General features: G+C 41.0%; 6 protein-coding genes. All 6 read left to right on the top strand.

The genetic code is table 11. From position 1 onward, the window contains the following. The 6 genes from F6J90_RS20525 (at position 1) to F6J90_RS20500 (ending at position 23,525) form a co-directional block, all read left to right on the top strand. On the top strand, positions 1–816 hold the full coding sequence (locus F6J90_RS20525) for a class I SAM-dependent methyltransferase (RefSeq protein WP_293097457.1): 816 nt from the start codon (positions 1–3) through the stop codon (positions 814–816). Between the two features lie 38 nt (positions 817–854). Further along, positions 855–1,094 (top strand): acyl carrier protein, encoded by a 240-nt coding sequence (locus F6J90_RS20520; protein ID WP_293097455.1) that lies wholly within the window; start codon positions 855–857, stop codon positions 1,092–1,094. After that, on the top strand, positions 1,091–5,839 hold the full coding sequence (locus tag F6J90_RS20515) for a non-ribosomal peptide synthetase (protein WP_293097453.1): 4,749 nt from the start codon (positions 1,091–1,093) through the stop codon (positions 5,837–5,839). Before F6J90_RS20520 ends, F6J90_RS20515 begins: the two co-directional genes overlap by 4 nt. A gap of 9 nt (positions 5,840–5,848) precedes the next feature. After that, the gene (locus F6J90_RS20510) at positions 5,849–11,536 is read left to right on the top strand and encodes a non-ribosomal peptide synthetase (RefSeq protein WP_293097451.1); all 5,688 of its coding nucleotides are present in this window, start codon (positions 5,849–5,851) and stop codon (positions 11,534–11,536) included. Between the two features lie 368 nt (positions 11,537–11,904). After that, complete coding sequence (locus tag F6J90_RS20505) at positions 11,905–16,662, top strand: non-ribosomal peptide synthetase (protein WP_293097449.1); 4,758 nt, start codon at positions 11,905–11,907, stop codon at positions 16,660–16,662. Between the two features lie 80 nt (positions 16,663–16,742). Further along, positions 16,743–23,525: a type I polyketide synthase gene (locus F6J90_RS20500; RefSeq protein WP_293097446.1), complete on the top strand. Its 6,783-nt coding sequence runs from the start codon at positions 16,743–16,745 to the stop codon at positions 23,523–23,525. Positions 23,526–23,552 lie beyond the last annotated feature (27 nt).

Raw genomic sequence — 23,552 nt, 5'->3', positions numbered from 1 at the left:
ATGTCTCAAGTTGTTACTAAACTAACGGGTGTACCTCGCACCTTACTTTTACCACTCAGGGGACGAGCTGATGAACAAGCTAATTCTTATCCCCTCTTCCAAGACCCATGGGCTGTTGAGTGGTTAAAACTCGTGGGTTGGGATCAAGAGCTAGAGAAATACTATACTGAAGCCGGTAAACTTTCTATTGTTGTAGCTGCTGTCCGAACTTACCAGCATGACCAAATAGCATCTCGTCATATTGCTAACCATTCACATCCAGTTGTAGTGGAATTGGGAGCTGGATTATCTAGTCGTTTTCACCGTATTGGACAAAATGCTGATCATTGGTTTGAGCTGGATTTGCCTGTAGTAACTGAATTGCGATCTAAGTTAGATACACAGACAGAGCAGCACCAGTTTATTAGTGCTTCAGTTAGGGATTTTGACTGGATGAATAATTTGCCCAACGTAGAACCAGAAAATATTTTATTTATTGCAGAAGGCTTACTAGCCTACTTTGAGGAGAATGAGGTGCAGCAACTCATATCTACGATGCGCTCTCGTTTTCCAGGGGCTACCTTAGATGTGGAAGTCTTAGGAAATTATGCTAAAAATAAAATCAGTAAAAATCTCTCTCAACTTGGAGCTCCCCTAAAGTGGTTTGTGAAGAATGAAGAAGATTTAGCTGCCATGGGATTGCAAGTAGTCAATACTTGGCCTCTATCTCAAATACATCAAGAACGTTGGCCTTGGCAATGGCAACTACTTTTTAAATTCCTTGGCCAATTCCCCTACTTTCGTAATGGATATCTAATTGTGGAAACTAAGTTATAGCAAATTGCAAATATATAGAGGTACAAAAGGTTCATTCTATGATGGGACTTGACTCATTGATGGCTGTGGAACTGCGAAATCAGATTCAAATTGAGCTGCGAGTCGATATTCCAGCCACCATATTTATGGAAGGAATCACCATTATAGCTCTAGCAACTGAGATTAAGCAAAAACTGATAATTAAAACAGATAAAAATCAAACTATTGAATTAAATAATCAAGGGCAACTTGAGCCAGATAACGTCAAAGATAGTAATTGGATAGAGGTAGAACTATGAACTTAGTGGAGTTTTTACAAGATATCTCTCTCAAAGGGGTGAAGTTATGGTGTGATGGGGAAAAATTGCGTACGGGAGGTTCCCAAGAGGTATTAACTCCCGATGTTATTGCTCAACTGAAGCAGCACAAAACTGAAATCTTACAATTACTGCACGAACAACCAGATATATTGCAAGTATATCCTCTGTCCTACGGTCAAACAGGTCTCAGATTTTTATGGGAACTAGCGCCACAGAGCTATACTTACAACTTGTCATTTGCCCTTCGCATTTACTCTCAGGTAGATCTGGCTATTTTGCAGCAAACCTTTGAGGTTTTAAGGACGCGCCATCCAATGCTGCGGAGCACTTTCCCAAAACTGGGTCAAGAACTGGTTCAACAAGTACATCAAAATCAATCACTGGACTTCCTAGAGATTGATGCTTCGAGTTGGAGTGAAGATGAGTTGCAGGCCAAGGTAGTTGAAGCTCATCGTCATCCCTTTGACCTGGAAACACAACCGGTAATGCGGATAAGATGGTTTAGCCACTCAGAACGAGACCATATCCTGTTGTTGACAATACATCACATCGCTTGGGATGGTTGGTCAATGAGTTCGATCCTCAAAGAGCTACCAGAAATCTACCAAGCTCAACAAGCTGGTGTTGAGAGATCTCTTCCTCAAATAGATTGCTGTTACCAAGATTATGTTAGTTGGCAAAGGAAATTATTAGCAGGCTCTGAAGGAGAGCGCCTCTGGGGGTATTGGCAACAAAAACTTGCAGGGGAGTTGCCTGTGTTGAATTTACTCACAGATCGACCACGACCACCAATACAAACCTATAACGGTGCTGCTTACCCTTTCAAATTATCTCAAAAGCTAACTAAGCAACTCAAAGAACTAGCTCAGGAAGAAGAGGCTACTCTTTACATGGTTCTCTTGGCGGCTTTTCAAATACTTCTATCTCGTTACACAGGTCAAGAAGATATCTTGGTCGGTTCTCCTACTTATGGTAGATCTAGACCTGAGTTTGTCCCCATTGTTGGTTACTTTGTCGATCAAGTCGTGATCAGGGGCAATTTGTCAGGAAATCCCTGTTTTAAAGACTTCCTGCTCCAAGGGCGCCAAACTGTCATTGGGGCATTAGCCCATCAAGATTATCCCTTTTCTCTGTTGGTACAGCGATTACAGCTAGAGCAAGATTCCAGCCGCTCCCCTCTCTTTCAAGCTTACTTTATACTACAAAATTTCCAAGGAGCTCAAAATGTGCAAAAGCTGTTATCAAGCCGGAAAAAAACTGTGGTAAATTGGGCAGGATGGGAAGTAGAACCTTTGGCATTAGCTCAATATGAAAGTCTGTTCGATTTAACATTAGAAATGAGTGAAGAGGACTCATCTATGCTGGGATTACTCAAATACAATACAGACCTATTTGATGAACAGACTATTGCCAAAATGGCAAATCATTTTGAGAATTTGTTAGCAGGAATTGTGAGTAATCCAGAGCAGAGAGTAGTAGAACTTCCTCTGTTAAGTGAAGCAGAACGACAACAGATATTGGTAGAATGGAACAATACAAAAAAAGATTATCCTGCTGAAAAATGTATCTATGAGTTATTTGAAACTCAGGTAGAGCAAACTCCAGAGGCAATAGCAGTAGTATTTGAAGAACAACAGCTTACTTACTCTCAATTAAATAGCAGAGCTAATCAACTAGCACATTATTTACAAGGTTTAGGAGTGAAGCCAGAAACCCTAGTGGGCATCTGTGTAGAGCGTTCAGTGGAGATGGTAGTAGGTTTACTAGCTATACTCAAAGCCGGAGGGGCTTATGTAGCATTAGATCCCAACTATCCCACTGCACGCCTAGCTCAAATATTAGAAGACGGAGAGTTACACTTAGTTTTAACTGACTCCAATTCTCAGTTTCACTTACCAGAAACAAAAACACCTGTATTAGATATTAACAAAGCTAATACAGTAGAAAAACAAACCAATGTAGTCAGTAATGTCAACCCCCAAAACCTAGCTTATGTATTGTATACCTCTGGTTCTACAGGCCGACCCAAAGGAGTAGCAATTGAACACCGTAGTCCAGTGTCCCTATTACATTGGGCACGAGAAGTGTATAGCCAAGAGGAATTATCAGGAGTATTAGCCTCCACATCCATTTGCTTTGACCTATCAGTATTTGAATTGTTTGTGCCCTTAAGTTGGGGAGGAAAAGTCATATTAGCCGAAAATGCTTTACACCTGCCAGAATTACCAGCAGCAGCAGAAGTAAGCCTAATAAATACAGTACCTTCAGCAGCAAGGGAATTAATCAGAAGCCAAAGTATCCCCAGTGGGGTAAAAACAGTGAATTTGGCAGGAGAGCCGCTAGAGAATCAATTGGTGCAACAACTGTATGGACAAGCAACAATTAAAGCAGTATACAACCTTTATGGACCGAGTGAAGACACAACTTATTCAACCTATGGCTTAATGGAGAAAGGGGGAAGAGATGCACCAACCATAGGTAGACCAATAAGCAACACCCTGGTGTATATTTTGGACTCAAATTTCCAACCAGTACCCATAGGAGTACCAGGAGAAATGTACATAGCAGGAGAAGGACTAGCACGAGGCTACCTTAAGCAAGCAGAACTAACAGCAGAAAAATTTATCTTTTGGAATGGTAAGAGATTATATAAAACAGGAGATTTAGCACGTTATCAAAGAAATGGTCAAATACAATTTTTAGGGAGACTTGACCATCAAGTTAAAATCAGAGGTTACCGCATCGAAACCGGAGAGATCCAAGCTATATTAAATGAACATCCCCAAGTTAAAGAAACAGTAGTATTAGCAAGGGAAGATAAATTTGGTACTAAAGGTTTAGTAGCTTATATAGTGGTAGAAAGTGAAACTCCAGAAGTATCAGAGACAGAACAAATATATAAATTGAAACAGTATCTGAAAGAGCGGTTGCCAGAATATATGATACCCAGTAGGTTTGTACTATTACCACAACTGCCACTGACTCCCAATGGCAAAGTAGACCGTAAGGCATTACCTGTACCGGAGATGGTCAGTAGTGTGTCAACAGAGTATGTGGCTCCTGAGACGGAGGCAGAGAAGGTATTAACAGAGATTTGGAAAGAAGTGTTAGGAATAGAAAAGGTGGGAATATATGATAACTTCTTTAAAGTAGGTGGAGATTCAATTATTACTATTCAAATAGTAACCCGTGCCCAAAAAGCAGGTATTCAACTGACAACAAAACAGCTATTACAAAATCAAACCATTGCCGAACAAGCAGCAGTGGCAGGAGCGATGGCTAGTGTGCAACATCAACAAGGTTTAGTGACAGGGGAAATACCGTTGACTCCAATTCAGCATTGGTTTTTTGAACAAAATCTCCAACAGATGTACCATTTCAATCAATCTCTGCTGTTATCAGTGTCACCGCAGATCAAACCAGATTTGCTCTCAAAAGTAGTCGAAAAAATATTAGAACATCACGATGCCCTACGTTTGCGGTATCATAAAACTAGTAATTATTGGCAGCAAATCAATTCAGGTGTCTCAGAAAGTATACCATTCCATGTAGTAGACTTATCAAAATTATCAGAAACTGAGCAATTAACGCTCTTAGAGCAGACAGCAACAGCACAACAGGCAAGCTTAAACCTCACAAATGGTCCCATAATGCGAGTAGTACTGTTCAACTTAGGTAGTCAAGTTGAGGGGCGTTTATTAATCATAATTCATCACCTAGCAGTAGATGGTGTTTGCTGGCGCATATTGCTAGAAGACCTATTTGAAGCATACAATCAATTGTCCAAAGGAGAAAGCATAAAACTGCCAGAAAAAACTACAGCTTTTCAAGATTGGGCAGTTCGTTTGGTAGAATATGGGCAATCTCAAAAGTTGCAGCAAGAACTAGATTATTGGTTAAATCAGCCCTGGTCAGGGATAGTTTCCTTACCGATAGATTATCCAGAGGGAAAAGCCAACAACACAGTAGGCAATGCTGTCAATGTTACTCAGACATTGAGTCAAGAGCAGACAACAGCTTTACTACAGGAAGTACCATCGGCTTACAACACTCAAATAAATGATGTATTGCTGACAGGCTTAGTGGTGAGTTTAGGAGAATGGATGGGAACAGAAACAGTGCTAATAGACTTAGAGGGGCACGGACGAGAAGAATTATTTGCCGATGTAGATTTATCGCGGACAGTGGGGTGGTTTACGAGTATGTTCCCAGTCAAGCTACAACTGTCATCAGAAGAGATAGGAGAGGTCCTCAAGTCGGTGAAAGAACAGTTGAGGAAGATTCCCGATCGTGGTATTGGTTACGGTATTCTGCGGTATTTGAATCAGGATGAACAAATCCGCACTCAGCTAGCAGCATTGCCACCAGCAGAGGTGAGTTTCAACTACCTAGGTCAGTTTAAGAGCAGTCAATCTCAACAGGTGAATTGGCAAAGAGCCTGGGAGTCGGTTGGAGCTAATCACAGTCCTCAAATAAACCGTACCCATCTGTTGGATATTAATGCCTTGATTGTAGAAGGTCAGTTGCAAATTATCTGGACTTACAATAGTTGCATCCACAAAGATACGACGATTGTCAATCTGGCTGAAAATTACATAGAAACTGTGCAGAATATAATCTCTCACTGTCAGTCTCTAGAAGTTGGTGGATATACTCCCTCAGACTTTTCTATGGTTAATTTGAGCCAGGAAAAACTCGATAGGCTAATAGCAAAATTTAACTAAAAATTAACAATGGAACTATCACAAGAATCTCGAAAAAACAAAAATATTGAGTCTATCTACCCCCTCTCTCCCATGCAAGAAGGGATTCTATTTCACACCCTTTCTGCTCCGGACTCAGGTGTTTATGTTGAGCACACGTTGTTTACATTCACTTGCGATCTCAATGTAGATGCTTTAAAACATTCATGGCAACAGGTAGTGCAACGACATGGAGCTTTGCGAACCTTGTTTATTTGGGAAGACCTAGAAGAACCTTTGCAACTGGTGAAGAAACAGGTTGATTTGCCTTGGAGTTACCAGGATTGGCAAAATCTGTCCTCAAGGGAGCAACAACAAAAGCTGGAAGCATTTTTTATGGAAGACCGGAAGAAAGGTTTTCAAATGAATCAAGCACCTTTGATGCGATGTACATTGATTAGGCTAGGGAATCAAACTTGTAAGTTGATTTGGAGTTTCCACCATATCCTTATAGATGGCTGGTGCGGCCCCATAATTCTCAAAGAAGTTCTGAGTTACTACGAATCTTGTAATCAAGGTAACAGATGCAATCTACCACCTGTACATCCTTACCAAGATTATATTCTCTGGCTACAGCAGCAAAATCAAGAGGAAGCAGAAGAATTTTGGCGACAAAGTTTGCAAGGTTTGACAAATCCTACACCCTTAGTAGTAGACACAACCCAACAACAGCGACTGCAACATTCATCCTCTTATCAACAACAACAAATAACTTTAACAAAAACAACAACTAAAGCTCTCCAATCCTTAGTTAGAGAGCACCATCTGACTATAGCTACTTTAGTTCAGGCAGCTTGGGCTTTGCTACTAAGTCGCTATAGTAGGGAATCAGAGGTACTTTTTGGGGTAGTAGTATCTGGTCGTCCAGCTAATTTGTCGGGAGTAGAAAAGATGGTGGGGCTGTTTATTAATACCTTACCATTACGGGTACAAGTTCCCTCACAAGCCCAGTTCATCCCTTGGTTACAGCAGTTAAACAAAAAACAGTTGCAATTACAAGAATATTCCTACAGCCCCCTAGTTGAGATTCAACGACTAAGTGAAATACCAGGAGGAGTACCTTTATTTCAAAGTATTTTAGGCTTTGAGAACTATCCCGATATCTCTTGGGAGCAGTGGAGTAGCAATATCAAGATCGCAGAGATAGATACTTTTACTCAAACTAACTATCCCCTGAGCATAATGACAGGGGTAATAAATGAACATTTATTCTTGAAGATTAGCTATGATACCAGTCGTTTTGAAACTGATACTATTGCTAGAATTTTGGAACATCTACAAACTTTGCTAGAAGCAATGGTAGCCAACCCAAATATTGAGTTAGGGCAACTACCATTAATGAAAGAGGTAGAGCGAGACCAGATACTAGTGGAGTGGAACAAGACGAAAACAGATTACCCCACAGACAAATGTATCCATCAGTTATTTGAGGAACAGGTCGAAAACAACCCAAATGCAATAGCGGTAGTATTTGAACAACAAAAGCTGACCTATTCGGAATTAAATAGCAAAGCCAATGAACTAGCACATTATTTGCAAAAATTGGGAGTAGCTCCAGAAACGCTAATAGGTATCTGTGTAGAGCGTTCAGTAGAGATGGTAGTAGGTATATTAGCTATACTCAAAGCCGGAGGAGTGTATGTGCCATTAGACCCGAATTATCCTACTTCTCGTCTCAATTACATGGTAGAAGATGCACAACTATCCATCATCTTGACTCAAGAAAAATGGCAACATTATCTACCTCAAACAACAGCTCAAGTAATATGTCTGGACGTAGATATACTAAATACAGCGAATTCACAAAACCTAACAGTACCAATAACATCAGAGCATCAGGCATACATGATGTATACCTCTGGCTCGACAGGTCTACCCAAGGGAGTGAACATCAGACATCAAGGAGTAGTAAGACTGGTAAAAAATACCAACTATATTAACCTTACAGAAGAAGACATATTCCTACAATTAGCACCCATATCCTTTGATGCAGCCACATTTGAAATTTGGGGCAGTCTGCTCAACGGAGGAACCCTAGTAGTAATGCCACCCCATCAACCCTCCCTAGGAGAAATAGGAGCAGCCATCAGAAAACACAAAGTCACAACCCTATGGCTGACAGCAGGGTTATTCCAATTGATGGTAGAAGAGCAACTCGAAAACTTAAAATCATTAAAGCAACTATTAGCAGGAGGAGACGTATTATCAGTTACCCATGTGCAGAAAGTAGTAGAACAACTGCCAGAATGTCAATTAATCAACGGTTACGGCCCCACAGAAAACACCACATTCACCTGCTGTTTCCCAGTTAAGGCTGATAGTAATCTAGAAAAATCAGTACCCATAGGTAAGCCAATATCCAATACACAAGTATACATTCTAGACTCCCAATTACAACCAGTGCCCATAGGAGTGCCAGGAGAACTTTATATTGGAGGAGATGGTTTAGCAATAGGCTACCACAACCGCCCCGAACTCACAGCCTCCAAATTTATTCCCAACCGTTTTGAGGACTCAAAAGCCACAAAAAAATTATACAAAACAGGAGACTTAGCACGTTATCTCCCAGATGGCAATATAGAATTTATTGGTCGAATTGACCATCAGGTAAAAGTCCGAGGATATCGGATTGAAACAGGAGAAATAGAAGCAGTTCTCAATTCATACTCTCAAGTCAAAGAAACAGTAGTAGTAGCAAGAGAAGACAACCCAGGAGACAAACACCTGGTAGCATACATAGTACCCGAAACTCAAACCACCACCTCCAACCCTGAACTATCAGAAACTCAAGTAGACAGTTGGCAAGATATATTCAACCAACAAATCTACGACCAACTAAGTGAAGTAAGTGACCCTCTATTTAACACTAGAGGATGGATTAGCAACTACGACAACCAACCCATACCAGTAGAGCAAATGCGCATCTGGGCAGGGGATATTGTTAGTCAAGTATTAGCCCATAAAGCAGAGAGTGTGTGGGAAGTAGGTTGTGGTACAGGAATGCTGTTATTTCAAATTGCACCGCAGACAGAAAAATATTATGGCACAGACATCTCCAACGTCTCATTAGAATACATCAAACAACAAATAGAACAGCAACCAGACAAATATGGTCATGTCTCCTTAGCACAGAAACGAGCCGAAGACATGGCTGATATAGCCGATAACAGTTTCGATGTAGTACTCCTGAGTTCCATAGTCCAGTATTTCCCTAGTGTGGAATATCTGTTGTCAGTAATAGAAAACAGTATCCGGGTAGTCAAACCAGGAGGAATGATTTTCCTAGGGGATATCCGCAGCTTGCCATTAATGAAAGCATTTCACAGTTCGGTGCAACTGTATCAAGCAACTCCATCACTCTCAGTAGAACAACTCAAGCAAAAGATAGATAGAGAAATGGAGCGGGAGACAGAGTTGTTAGTGTCACCAGAGTTGTTTGTAGGTCTCAAGGAAAAATATCCAGAAATAACTCATGTACAAATCCGTTTACAAAGGGGAAGTGAGCATAACGAACTGAATAAATATCGCTACAGCGTACTATTGCATATAGAAGCTGAACCAGCATCAGTAATAGTAGCGACCGTAGAAAATGGAGCGGGTATGAGTTATGAGGAGATAGAAACTTATCTGCGACAAAAACAGCCAGAATCAATTTGTTTTAGTGGTTTAGTAAATAGCAGAGTAGCAAGTGATGTAGGTTTAGTGGAGTTGCTATCACAGCCAGAAGCAAAACAGAATATACAGCAGTTGAGGCAAAAGTTAGAGTCAAAGCTAGTCAATGGCATCGACCCAGAGAGGTTATATGAACTGAGTGCATCTTTAGGGTATAGCTTAGAGTTGTGTTGGTCTGCTCAGGGAAGAGGAGAATTAATGGATGGGGTATTTGTGCGCAGTGAGTTAGCAAAAGAAGGGATAGTGTTAACACCGCTGAGTCAAAAATCGGTTGTAGGAGGTAACTGGCATCATTATGGGAATAATCCTTTGAGTTCCCAGTTGAGAAAGCAACTGAGACTGCAGTTGAGAGAGTATCTGGAGTCGCGGTTGCCAGAGTATATGGTCCCATCGGAGTTAATGGTGTTGTCGCAACTACCTCTGACTCCCAATGGCAAAGTAGACCGTAAGGCATTACCTGTAACGGATGTGGCCAGTAGTGTGTCAACAGAGTATATAGGTCCTGAGACGGAGATAGAGAAGGTATTAGCAGAGATTTGGCAAGACGTGTTGGGAATAGAAAAGGTGGGAATACATGATAGCTTCATTGATTTGGGAGGTCATTCTCTAACTGCAGTAAAATTAGTTTCTAAGATATCCACAAATTTCAACATTATTCTCCAAGTAAAAACTTTATTGTTACACCCAAGAATTGATGAGTTAAGTAATATTATCACAGAATTACTAGAAAATAAAAATGTCTCTCAACATCCAAGTACTCAATCAATTAACAATGAAGTTCAGGAAACATTAAATGAAAAAGTTGTACAAACCAAAAATTCCGAGTATCTACAATTTGAACCTCACTCTTTATCATCTTTATTTTCTGTGGGTAAAATTCATCCTGTCGATGCTGCAGCCTTGGGTTATTTAAGAGAATCTGATGCAGAAATGTTGGGTTGGAGTCGAGATTATATTATTGAAAATATCTTTGAAAATCTTCCTTTTTGTTCAACTATAAAACAGACTAATTGGGGTCGAATTGCACTGATAAGTTTGCCTCTTATTTCTGACTTATATAGCAATCAAGATGATACAGTACAGGTAATTATTGAAGCATTAGAAATGGCTGCAATAATTGGTGCTAAATTTGTTTCTTTGACTGGCTTAATTCCTTCTGCTACTGATTATGGTTTGGCAATTACCAAGGCAATTGCTAATCGTCAGGATTTGCCAAAAATTACGACTGGACATAGAACAACTGGTGCTGCTGTTGTACTGAGTATTAAGAAGATATGCGAGCAAAGTGGACGAGATTTAAGTACAGAAAAAGTAGGATTTATTGGCTTAGGTTCTGTGGGAATGAATGTACTGCCTTTAATGTTGAAATGCTTACCACATCCTCAAGAAATTACTCTTTGTGACGTTTATAGTAAGTTGGAATTTCTGGAGAATATTCAACAAGAATTAGTGCATAAATTTGATTTTAAAGGTCAGATAAATTTGGCATTATCAAAAGCAACAGTTCCCGAAAAAATTTACGACTCTACTTTAATTGTTGGAGCTACAAATGTCGCAGATGTATTAGATATTATGCAGGTTAAGCCTGGTACACTAATTGTTGATGATTCTGGTCCTCATTGTTTTTCAGTAGAGCAAGCTATTCAGCGTTTTCAGGAACGGGAAGATATTTTGTTTAGTGAGGGTGGAATGTTGCGATCGCCATTTCCTATAAAAACAACAGTCTATTTACCACCCTCTGTAGAAAAGATAATGAATAATCCTCAAAAGGCAGCAATTTTTAATTCAAATCCTTTTCAGATCATGGGTTGTGCTTTTTCTGGTTTACTCTCATCTCAGTTCGAGCAACTGGAGCCTACTGTAGGAATTTGCGATGGAGAACAGTCTCAATTACATTACCAAATTCTGCAAGAATTAGAATTTGAGGCAGGCGATCTACATTGTGAACAATATGTACTACCACCAACATCAATTGCCAATTTTAGACACCGTTTTGGCAAATATTAATAATTCAGGGTATCAACTTAAGCCGGGAAAAAAGAAACGTCAAAGGTAAGCATTCAGCCGTCAGCTGTCAGCTGTCAGCCCTTGGCTTAAAACAAGATATTCGGCTTAGGAGTTCAACGGACTCAAAGCCAAATACAATGAATTCCTTGGCCTTTCGGCCAAGGAACTGAGATTAAACCAATGCTTACCTCTTTAATTCAAAAGCTGATAGCTGATAGCTGATAGCTGATAGCTGATAGCTGATAGCTGATAGCTGATAGCTGATAGCTGATAGCTGATAGCTGATAGCTGATAGCTGATAGCTGATAGCTGATAGCTGATAACTGAATGCTTACCGTCAAAGATAATAATTGGATAGAGGTAGAACTATGAACTTAGTGGAGTTTTTACAAGATATCTCTCTCAAAGGAGTAAAATTATGGTGTGATGGGGAAAAATTGCGTACGGGAGGTTCCCAAGAGGTATTAACTCCCGATGTTATTGCTCAACTGAAGCAGCACAAAACTGAAATCTTACAATTACTCCAGGAACAGCCAGATATATTGCAAGTATATCCTCTGTCATACGGTCAAACAGGTCTCAGATTTTTATGGGAACTAGCGCCACAGAGCTATACTTACAACTTGTCATTTGCCATTCGCATTTACTCTAAGGTAGATGTGGCTATTTTGCAGCAAGCCTTTGAGGCTTTAAAGACCCGCCATCCAATGCTGCGAAGCACTTTCCCAAAACTGGGTCAAGAACTGGTTCAAAAAGTACATCAAAATCAACAATTGGACTTCCTGGAGATTGATGCGTCGAGTTGGAGTGAAGATGAGTTGTACACAAACGTTCTTCAAGCTCATCGTCATCCCTTTGATCTGGAAACAAAACCAGTAATGCGAATCAGGTGGTTTAGCCACTCGCAACGAGACCATATCCTGTTGTTGACAATACATCACATCGCTTGGGATGGTTGGTCAATGAGTTCGATCCTCAAAGAGCTACCAGAAATCTACAAAGCTCAACAAGCTGGTGTTGAGATATCTCTTCCTCAAATAGATTGCTGTTACCAAGATTACGTTAGTTGGCAAAGGAAATTATTAGCAGGTTCTGAAGGAGAGCGCCTCTGGGGGTATTGGCAACAAAAACTTGCAGGGGAGTTGCCTGTGTTGAATTTACTCACAGATCGACCACGACCACCAATACAAACCTATAACGGTGCTGCTTACCCTTTCAAATTATCTCAAAAGCTAACTAAGCAACTCAAAGAACTAGCTCAGGAAGAAGAGGCTACTCTTTACATGGTTCTCTTGGCGGCTTTTCAAATACTTCTATCTCGTTACACAGGTCAAGAAGATATCTTGGTCGGTTCTCCTACTTATGGTAGATCTAGACCTGAGTTTGTCCCCATTGTTGGTTACTTTGTCGATCAAGTCGTGATCAGGGGCAATTTGTCAGGAAATCCCTGTTTTAAAGACTTCCTGCTCCAAGGGCGCCAAACTGTCATTGGGGCATTAGCCCATCAAGATTATCCCTTTTCTCTGTTGGTACAGCGATTACAGCTAGAGCAAGATTCCAGCCGCTCCCCTCTCTTTCAAGCTTACTTTATACTACAAAATTTCCAAGGAGCTCAAAATGTGCAAAAGCTGTTATCAAGCCGGAAAAAAACTGTGGTAAATTGGGCAGGATGGGAAGTAGAACCTTTGGCATTAGCTCAGTATGAAAGTCTGTTCGATTTGACATTAGAAATGAGTGAAGAAGACTCATCTATGGTGGGATTCCTCAAATACAATACAGACCTATTTGATGAACAGACTATTGCCAGGATGGCTAGTCATTACCAGACTTTGTTAGAAGGGATTGTTAATAATCCCCAGCAAAGGGTGGGGCAACTGCCTTTATTGATGGATGCACAACAGCAGCAGTTACTAGGGGAATGGAATAACACTGCTACGGAATATCCACAAGATAAATGTATTCATCAGTTGTTTGAAGAGCAGGTCAAGCGAACTCCAGATGCTGTGGCAGTGGTTTTTGGTAATCAACGGTTGACTTATGAAGAGTTGAACGAACGAGCAAATCAGTTAGCACATTATCTGCAAAGTTTGGAAGTAATAGCAGAAGTGCTAGTAGGTTTATGTATAGATCGTTCTATAGAAATGTTAGTGGGACTTTTGGGGACACTTAAGGCTGGAGGAGCTTATGTCCCCCTTGATCCCAGTTATCCGCAAGAACGGTTAGCTTATATGTTAGAAGATGCTGCTGTGCCGGTATTACTAACAACAGAGTCATTATTAGAGCTTCTACCAAAACATCAGACAAAAACGGTATGTCTGGATAGTGATTGGCAAGCGATCGCTTTACATTCTCAGCAAAATCCTGTGAGTGGAGTTGCTCCAGAGAATCGAGCTTATGTGATTTATACTTCTGGCTCTACAGGCAAACCCAAAGGAGTTGAAATTTACCATCAGTCTCTAGTCAATTTCCTAGTATCGATGAATTGTTATCTGGAATTGACTAATCTGGATACTTTTAATGCCATTACTACCATCTCATTTGATATTGCAGCATTAGAACTTTATCTGCCACTGATAGTAGGAGCATCAGTAGCATTAGTCCCTCGTGAAATTGCCATAGATGGCAACAGACTGTTACCTCAGTTATTAGAATCCGGAGCAACAGTGATGCAGGCAACGCCTGCTACTTGGAAAATGCTGTTAACTGCAGGCTTATCAAATCACAAGTTGGATGTGAAATTATTGTCTGGAGGTGAAGCTTTACCTGCTCGGTTGGCTCATCAATTACTGGAGATAGGCAAGGAAGTATGGAATGTTTATGGTCCGACAGAAGCTACGATCTGGTCAACAATTTACAAGGTAGGAGATCAGCTAAAACCAACAGAAGATAGTCATGTAATTACACCAATTGGTCGTCCCATTGCCAATACCGAAATTTATATCCTAGACAGCTATCTGCAACCAGTCCCCATTGGGGTGCCTGGAGAACTACATATCGGTGGAACCGGTTTGGCTCGTGGCTATCTCAACCGACCAGAATTAACTCAAGAGAAATTTATCCCCAACCCTTTTGACAACTTGCAAAGTCAAATTCAAAGTCAAAAGTCAAGATTGTATAAAACAGGGGATTTAGCTCGATACTTATCTGACGGCAATATTGAGTATCTGGGTCGAATTGATAACCAAGTCAAGATTCGGGGTTTCCGTATTGAACTGGGAGAAATTGAATCAACATTGACTAAACACCCAGAGGTGCAAGAAGCAGTAGTAATTACTGACCCCAATCGCTTGAGTGACAAGCCGCTTATAGCCTATATCGTTCCCAACTTCCAAGGTCAAGACCCAAGTTCTCGTGAATCGATCAATCAAGCCCATAATGATCGACTATTGCTGTGGCAGCAACTCAGGAATAATATCTATGAGCAAACCACAGTTGATGGAGGTTCAAAATTCAACACTCTTATTTGGAGAGATAGCTATACAGGTCGGCCAATTCCTGAACAAGAGATGCGTCAATGGTTAGACTACACAATTGAGCGAATTCTCTGTTTTAAACCTGAGCGTGTGCTGGAGATCGGTTGTGGTACTGGTATGTTGCTATTCGAGATTGCTCCCCACACTTCCAACTATTGTGGTACAGATATTTCCGACAAAGCTATTTCTTATATCGAGCACCAATTGAAAACACTGGAGGGCAATTGGTCTCATGTACAACTCTACAACCAACCTGCCCACGATTTTAAAGCCGTGGAGAAAGAATCCTTCGATGCTGTAATCCTCAACTCAGTTGTCCAGTATTTTCCTAGTATTGAATACTTAGTAAGGGTCTTGGAAAATGCAGTCAAACTAGTGGAACCGGGTGGCGTGATCTTTGTCGGAGATGTGCGGAGCCTACGACTACTAGAAACATTCCATACTGATATATTATTGACCCAAGCTGCCGATGATATAACAGTAGAAGATTTATGGCAGCGGGTGCAAAAAAAATTAACAGAAGAAGAGGAACTGGTAATCGATCCAGCCTTTTTCCAAGCTCTACAGGAGTATTTACCCCAGATTAGTCAGGTAGAGATTCAGCTCAAGCGCGGCCATGCTAATAATGAAATTACCAAGTTCCGGTATGATGTGATTATTCATGTAGGAAAGGAAGTTTTATCCCCAGTTGATCCTCAATTGTTGAATTGGCAGCAAGAGGAGCTGACATTACCATCTGTTCAGCAAATTTTGGCAGAAAAACAGCCAGAAATGCTCATAATTAAAGATATTCCCAATGCACGCCTGCAAACACAAGTTAAATTCGACAAACTCTTGACAATAAAAGAGGAATTTGTTACAGTAGGAGAAATACAAAAAGCTTTGCCAAAAAAACCTCTAGAAAAATGGATAGATCCTGAATACTTTTGGAGCATGGGTGATAATGTGGCTTATAGCATCTACATTACTTGGTCAGATATTGAGACCAATGATTGCTACGATGTTGTATGTTGGCAAAAATCATCACCACTAATTGATAAGGGATTACCCCCACTACCTAGAGAAAAGTGCCAGCAAAAACCCTGGACTGTTTACAGCAACAATCCTTTACAACGTAAATTATCTCAGCAGCTAGTTCCTAAACTACGCACTTTTGTCGAACAGGTTCTACCTCAGTATATGGTTCCATCAACTTTTATACTGTTAGAGTCCCTGCCATTAACACCCAATGGCAAAGTAGACCGTAAAAAGTTGCCCAACCCCAACATAAACAATCGGTCTTATACTGAATATGTCGTACCTAAATCGGAAACAGAACAACAGATTGCTAAGGTTTGGCAAGATGTGCTTAAACTAGAAAAAGTAGGAATTTATGATAATTTTTTTGAAGTAGGAGGAAACTCTATACTATTGATACAGGTAAGTGGTAAACTTAAAGAAATATTTAAAATAAAACTGGAAGTTGTCACTCTTTTAAAATATCCAACTATTTATTATTTGAGTCAGCATCTAAAAGGTGAAAGTATTAGTAACAATGATTCCAAGGAAGCACGTAATATCCGTGATAATAACTTAAAAGAAGGGAAAAGCATGATGAAACAAAGACTAGAACGCCGTCAAAAACATCGTTCTCGATATCAAGTCAGAGATTAATTCTGTTTATTGTATTTAATTAAGTTTCCAAATAGCTGGGCAATTAAATTTTTATTAAGACGACAAGTAAGTATAAAAAAATGAATCAACAAGATGAGGAAAATTTAGTAGACGAGCTAGGTCTAGCAGTTATTGCCATGTCTGGTCGTTTTCCACAAGCTGAAGATACCAATCAATTTTGGCAAAATCTTAAGGATGGCGTTGAATCTATCTCTTTTTTTTCAGAGCAAGAATTGCTTAAATCTGGTGTTAAAGCTGAATTACTGGATAATCCTAACTATGTAAAAGCCCGTGCTGTGATGTCAGACATCGATCTGTTCGATGCTAATTTCTTTGGCTATAGTCCCAAGGAAGCTGAAGAAATGGATCCGCAACAACGTTTGTTTCTTGAATGTGCTTGGGAAACTATAGAAAGGGGTGGTTATAATCCAGATACCTATGAAGGTTTAATAGGGGTTTATGCTGGTGTTGGCATGAACGACTACTTATTGAGGAATCTTTATCCCAACCACGATCCTGATAACCCAGTGAACTCCTATCAGCTAATGATTAGCAGTGATAAAGATTTCCTGGCAACTCGTGTCGCCTACAAGCTAAATTTAAGAGGTCCAGCAGTAAACGTTCAAACTGCTTGTTCAACCTCATTGGTAGCTGTCCACATGGCTTGTCAAAGTTTACTCAATGGGGAATGTGATCTGGCTCTTGCTGGTGGTGTCTCTATCCATATTCCCCAGAAAGCTGGACACTTATATCGAGAGGGAATGATTCTCTCTCCTGATGGACACTGTCGAACTTTTGATGCTAAAGCCAAGGGTACAATACCAGGTGATGGTGTTGGAATTGTACTTCTCAAGCGACTCAATAACGCGATCGCAGATGGTGATTCTATCCAGGCAATCATCAAGGGCTCGGCTATTAATAACGATGGCTCGTTGAAAGTAGGCTATACTGCACCTAGCATAGAAGGTCAAGCAGCAGTCATTTCAGAAGCTCATGCTGTTGCTGGAGTAGATCCAGAGACAATCTCATACATAGAGGCTCATGGCACAGGGACAGAGCTGGGAGATCCGGTGGAAATCGCAGCTTTGACCCAGGCTTTTCAGTATAGTACGCAAAATAAAGGTTTCTGTGCCATTGGCTCCCTGAAAAGTAATATAGGTCATTTAGATGCAGCAGCAGGGGTAGCAGGACTGATCAAAACTATTTTAGCTCTCAAACATAAATTACTACCACCAACGCTACATTTTGAACAACCCAACCCCAAAATAGATTTTGTTAATAGTCCTTTATATGTTAATACCACTCTTTCCGAATGGAAAACCAATGGAACTCCTCGTAGAGCAGGGGTTAGTTCCTTTGGTATTGGAGGAACAAACGCTCATGTAATCTTGGAAGAAGCTCCAGAACCAATTAAGAAAGAAAATTCCCCAGAGCGTCCAGTTCATCTATTAACCCTTTCAGCCAAAACTCCAAAAGCACTGACACAACTAGTCAGCCGTTATCACAACTATTTTGAAACTCATCAAGAATCAGCAATTGCCGACATCTGTTATACAGCTAATACAGGACGTGCTCATTTTAACCATCGCCTAGCTGTTATTGCTTCTAACCAACAAGAACTACTAGAAAAATTAAAAACTCACCAAGCAACAGAACCAGTAACAGAAATTTTTTCTGGAGAAGTACCTGGCACTAGGATAGCACAAGTGGCCTTCCTCTTTACAGGTCAAGGTTCTCAGTATGTAAATATGGGCAGGCAATTGTATGAAACGCAACCAGTTTTCCGTCAAGGGATCGACGAGTGCAGCCAAATACTAGAATCCTATCTAGAAAAGTCCCTTTTAGAAGTAATCTATCCTCAAAACCCAGAAGATATCGAAACATCATCTCTACTAGATCAAACTGGTTACACCCAACCTGCCTTATTTGCTATTGAATACGCTTTAGCTCAATTATGGCAATCCTGGGGCATCAAACCAGATGTAGTCATGGGCCATAGTGTGGGTGAATATGTAGCAGCAACAGTAGCAGGAGTATTTAGTTTAGAGGATGGTCTAAAACTAATTGCAATGCGGGGACAATTGATGCAAAAGTTGCCTGCAGGTGGAAAGATGGTTTCGGTGATGGCATCAGAGTCAAAAGTTCGTCACCTAATTATTCCATACCAAGAGCGAATAGCGACTGCTGCCATCAATGGACCGGAAAGTATAGTGATTTCTGGTGAAGTAGAAGCTATCGATACCATTGTTAACAATTTAAAATTAGCAGGAATCAAGACTAAGGAGCTACAAGTATCCCATGCCTTCCATTCACCGTTAATGGAACCAATGTTGGCAGAGTTTGAAGCGGTAGCTAAAGAAATAACCTATAGTAAACCACGGATATCACTGATATCTAATATTACAGGGTCAATAGCAGACGATAGTATTGCCACAGCCAAATATTGGATCAATCATATATTGCAACCGGTGAAGTTTGCTCAAAGCATGGAATCCTTGCATCAACAAGGATATAAATTATTCCTAGAAATCGGACCCAAACCAATTTTGTTGGGAATGGGAAGGCAATGTTTACCAGAAGAGGTGGGTGTGTGGTTGCCATCATTACGTCCAGGAGTAGAAGAATGGCAACAGATGCTTTCAAGTTTAGGACAGTTATATGTACAGGGAGCAAAAATAGATTGGTTGAAGTTTGACCAAAATTATAGTCGTCAGAAGGTGGCGTTGCCAACGTATCCCTTTCAACGAAAAAGGTATTGGTTAGACCCCAACAATAGTTTCCTGAAAAAACAACATTGGTTAAGCGGAAAAACTATCCACCCCCTATTAGGCAAAAGACTAAATTGTGCAGGTGATCAACAAATTTTTCAATCATTACTAGGAGAAGACTCCCCAGCCTACCTTAGCCACCACCGAGTATTTAATCAAGCACTATTTCCGACAACAGCCTACCTAGAAATGGCTCAAGCTGCCGGTAATTACCGATTTAAGACTCCTAATTCAGTTGTAGAAGACCTCATCATCCAGCAGGGATTCATATTGCCAGCTGGGGAATTGATATCAGCCCAAACCATAATCACACCATCAGACAACCAAAGCTACCAATTCCAAATATTTTCTCAACAGGAACAACACAACCAAGAGGAACCAGAGTGGATACTCCATGCCACAGGAAAAATCCGAACTGCCCAAACAGATACAATTCCCACCAAAGTAGATCTAGAAAAATACCTGTGTAGTCAATCAATAGAAGTAAAACAACATTATCAACAATATCGGCAATTTGGGATTGATTATGGCAGCAGTTTCCAAGGCATTGAAAGGTTGTGGTCTGGTGAAAACCAAGCACTAGCAGAGATTAAGTTACCTGAAGAATTGATAGCGCAAACAACCGATTATCAGTTCCATCCGGCATTATTAGACGCAGCTTTGCAGTTAATTGGTCATGTACTGCCAGAAGTAGACAGTGACCAAACATATCTGCCAGTAGGGGTAGAGCAGTTCAAAGTATATCGTAGTCCAGGGCTTTCCCTGTGGGCTTACGCATCGGTGGTGATGCCTGTAGTGGACAGTAAAGAAAGTTTGACCACTCAAGTAACGCTAGTGAGTCCAGATGGAGAAATTGTTGCCACAGTCAAGGGTTTACAAGTAAAACTGGCGACTCAAGAGACTCTACTAAGAACAGAAGTAGAATCAATAACTAATTGGCTCTATGAAGTAGAATGGAGAACTAAAGGTATTTTGGGTAGATTGCTACCTCCTGATTTCCTGCTAAAACCATTAGAAGTGGAGCAAAAACTGACTCCCAGCCTAACAGAAGTAGTAACCCAGGTAGATAATGTTCGTACCTCAGAAATTGCCAGGAGCTTAGAAGAATTAAGCGTAGATTATATAGTGCAAGCTTTGGGCTCGATGGGTTGGTCATATCAGCCAACAGAAAGCTTCGACTTGGAGGCAGTGGTTCAACGTTTAGGTATAGTTCCGAGTCAGCGACGATTATTCCAGCGTCTGCTAAAAATCCTAGTAGAAGTAGGAATACTTAAGTACAACCAACAACAGTGGCAGGTGCACAAAACCTTAGAGAAAGTTAACCCTACCCAACAAAGCCAGAGTTTACTGAGTCAATATCCAGAAGAAGCAGCAAGCTTAACTCTATTAGACCGTTGTGCATCTCAACTTGGTGGAGTACTACGAGGAGCAATTGACCCGCTAGAACTGGTGTTCCCTCAAGGGGATTTGACCACAGCAACCCAACTCTATCAAGACTCAAGTGTAACGAGAGTGATGAACACGATAGTGCAAAAAACTATCACTCAAGCTATTGAGAAATTACCACCTAGTCGAGGGATACGGTTGTTGGAAATCGGAGCGGGAACAGGAGGGACGACAAGTTATGTGCTGCCCCATCTCAATCCTAACCAAACAGAATATATCTTCACCGATATCGGAGCATTATTTACCAGTAAAGCCCAAGAGAAATTCCAGGATTATCGATTTGTGGGCTATCAAACCTTAGACATAGAGGTAGACCCGACCAGCCAAGGATTTGAATCTCATCAGTATGATGTCATTATTGCGACCAATGTTTTTCATGCTACCACCAGTATAAAGCAGACCTTATCCCATGTGCGACAACTGTTAGCACCAGGAGGAATATTGGTCTTGTCTGAAGCAACAGCTCGATCTCGATTGTTGGATTTAATCTTTGGACTATTAGAAGGATGGTGGAGATTCAGTGATTATGAATTACGACCAGACTACCCTCTGTTGAGTCGCCAGCAGTGGAAAGAGGTGTTGAGTGAAACAGGTTTTACTCAAGTAGTGACTCTGCCAGAAGTGGAAGGAATGGCAGAAGTCTTGTCAGAGCAAACGGTGATTGTCGCCCAATCAGCTACCACAACCAATGAACAAACGAAGGAGACACCTAAGGGTTGGTTGATACTAGCAGATACTCAAGGAATTGCTCAACAGCTAGCCAGCCAACTGCGCTCAGCAGGAGAAGTTTGCACCTTAGTATTTGCTGGAGAAAGCTATCAACAGCTGGCCCCGGAAGAATTTACTATTAATCCTCATAATCCAGAAGAATTTGAGCAACTGATAGAAGCTGTAGCCACCAAATCACCATCGTTATCGGGAGTAGTACAATGTTGGACAACCGAAGCAGGGATAGGTAAAACTATCAGCTCATTGGAATTAAAAAACTTATCTCAACTGGGGTGCGGCACAACCTTGTCTTTGGTACAAGCCTTAGTCAAAGCCAAGTTATCTCAATCACCCCGGTTATGGTTAGTAACGAATGGTGCTCAACCAGTACCGTCAAATCATCCAGTAGTACCAGGAGTAGCCCAATCGACCCTGTGGGGCATGGGAAAAGTGATTGGACTAGAACATCCAGAACTCAACTGTGTGCGAATAGATTTAGACCCACAGCAGACTATAGAGATTCAAGGCAATACACTATTCCAAGAAATCTGGTCAGAGGATAGAGAAGACCAGGTAGCATGGCGTGGAGATGGTCGTTATGTGGCTCGATTAGTGGCTAGTCCTCATCAGCAAGCTATCTCACAACAGCAACAACTACTATCACAACCATCAACACAAAAAGCAGATGCTACTACTCAAAAGCCTTTGAGTTTCCGTGAGGATGCTTGTTATTTGATTACGGGAGGTATGGGAGGTTTAGGCTTACTAGTTGCTCGTTGGATGGTGGACAAAGGAGCCAAGCATTTGGTGTTGCTAGGACGCTGTTCACCGGATGATGCTACCAGCCAAAAAATAACCGAGTTAGAAATGGCTGGAGCTTCCGTGGTAGTGGAAAAAGCCGATATGTCTGATCCTGAATTGATGACCAGAGTAGTGCACAAGATTGAGCAGTCAAACATACCATTAGCAGGAGTAATCCATTCAGCGGAGATGTTATCAGATGGAGTGCTACAAAACCAGATTTGGTCTAGTTTTGAGCAAGTGATGGCACCCAAAGTCCAAGGTACTTGGCATTTGCATCAATTGACTCAAAACCAGCCCTTGGACTTTTTTGTCCTGTTTTCTTCAGCTGCATCCCTGTTGGGTTCACCGGGTCAGGGAAATCATTCGGCAGCCAATGGGTTTCTGGATGGTTTAGCCCATTATCGTCGCGGGATGGGATTGCCAGGATTGAGCATTCATTGGGGACCTGTTGCTCAAGTGGGAGAGGCGGCAGAACGAGGTGTGGATATGAGGGCATCTGAGCAGGGAATGAGTGTGCTCTCTCCAACTCAGGTGCTACAGTCCCTAGAGCTACTGATGAGTGGTTCGGATATAGAAGTAGGGGTTGTACCGATTGATTGGTCAGCTTGGCAAGAGAGAGTAGCCCAATGGTCTTTCTTGGCAGATTGGCAGGAAACAATTCAAACCACTTCTGAAATATCTAAGTCAGAATTTCTGTTAAAGCTGGAGGCGACAGCAGCAAACGAACGTCGCTCGTTATTAGTAGCTCATGTCCGTAGTCAATTAGCCCTATTGTTAGGAATCAATCATCCCGAATCCATTGCCTTAGAAACAGGATTTTTTGACCTGGGTATGGATTCTTTGACATCTGTCGAGTTGAGGAATAAGTTGCAGACCAGTTTAGATTGTTCCCTGCCATCTTCTCTAGCTTTTGATTATCCTAATATTCAGTCATTAACTGATTACCTGGAAAAAATAATAATTCTGGCATCAGATGATACAGGAGCTGAATCGGAAACATCAGAGGTAATGTTAGATGGGAATTCTTTCGAACTAGAGATTTCAAAAAATCGATTTTCTGAAATCAGTCTACTTTCTGAAGATGAAATGGATATAGAAGTTGCTCAAGCTGTCAGTAAACTTGAGCAACTTCTATAGTAGGCCATTCAGTGGTAAAATTAGTTA

This window comes from Moorena sp. SIOASIH (assembly GCF_010671925.1).
In the GTDB taxonomy this organism is placed as follows: Bacteria; Cyanobacteriota; Cyanobacteriia; order Cyanobacteriales; family Coleofasciculaceae; genus Moorena.
This window is presented reverse-complemented; position numbering and strand designations above follow the sequence as displayed.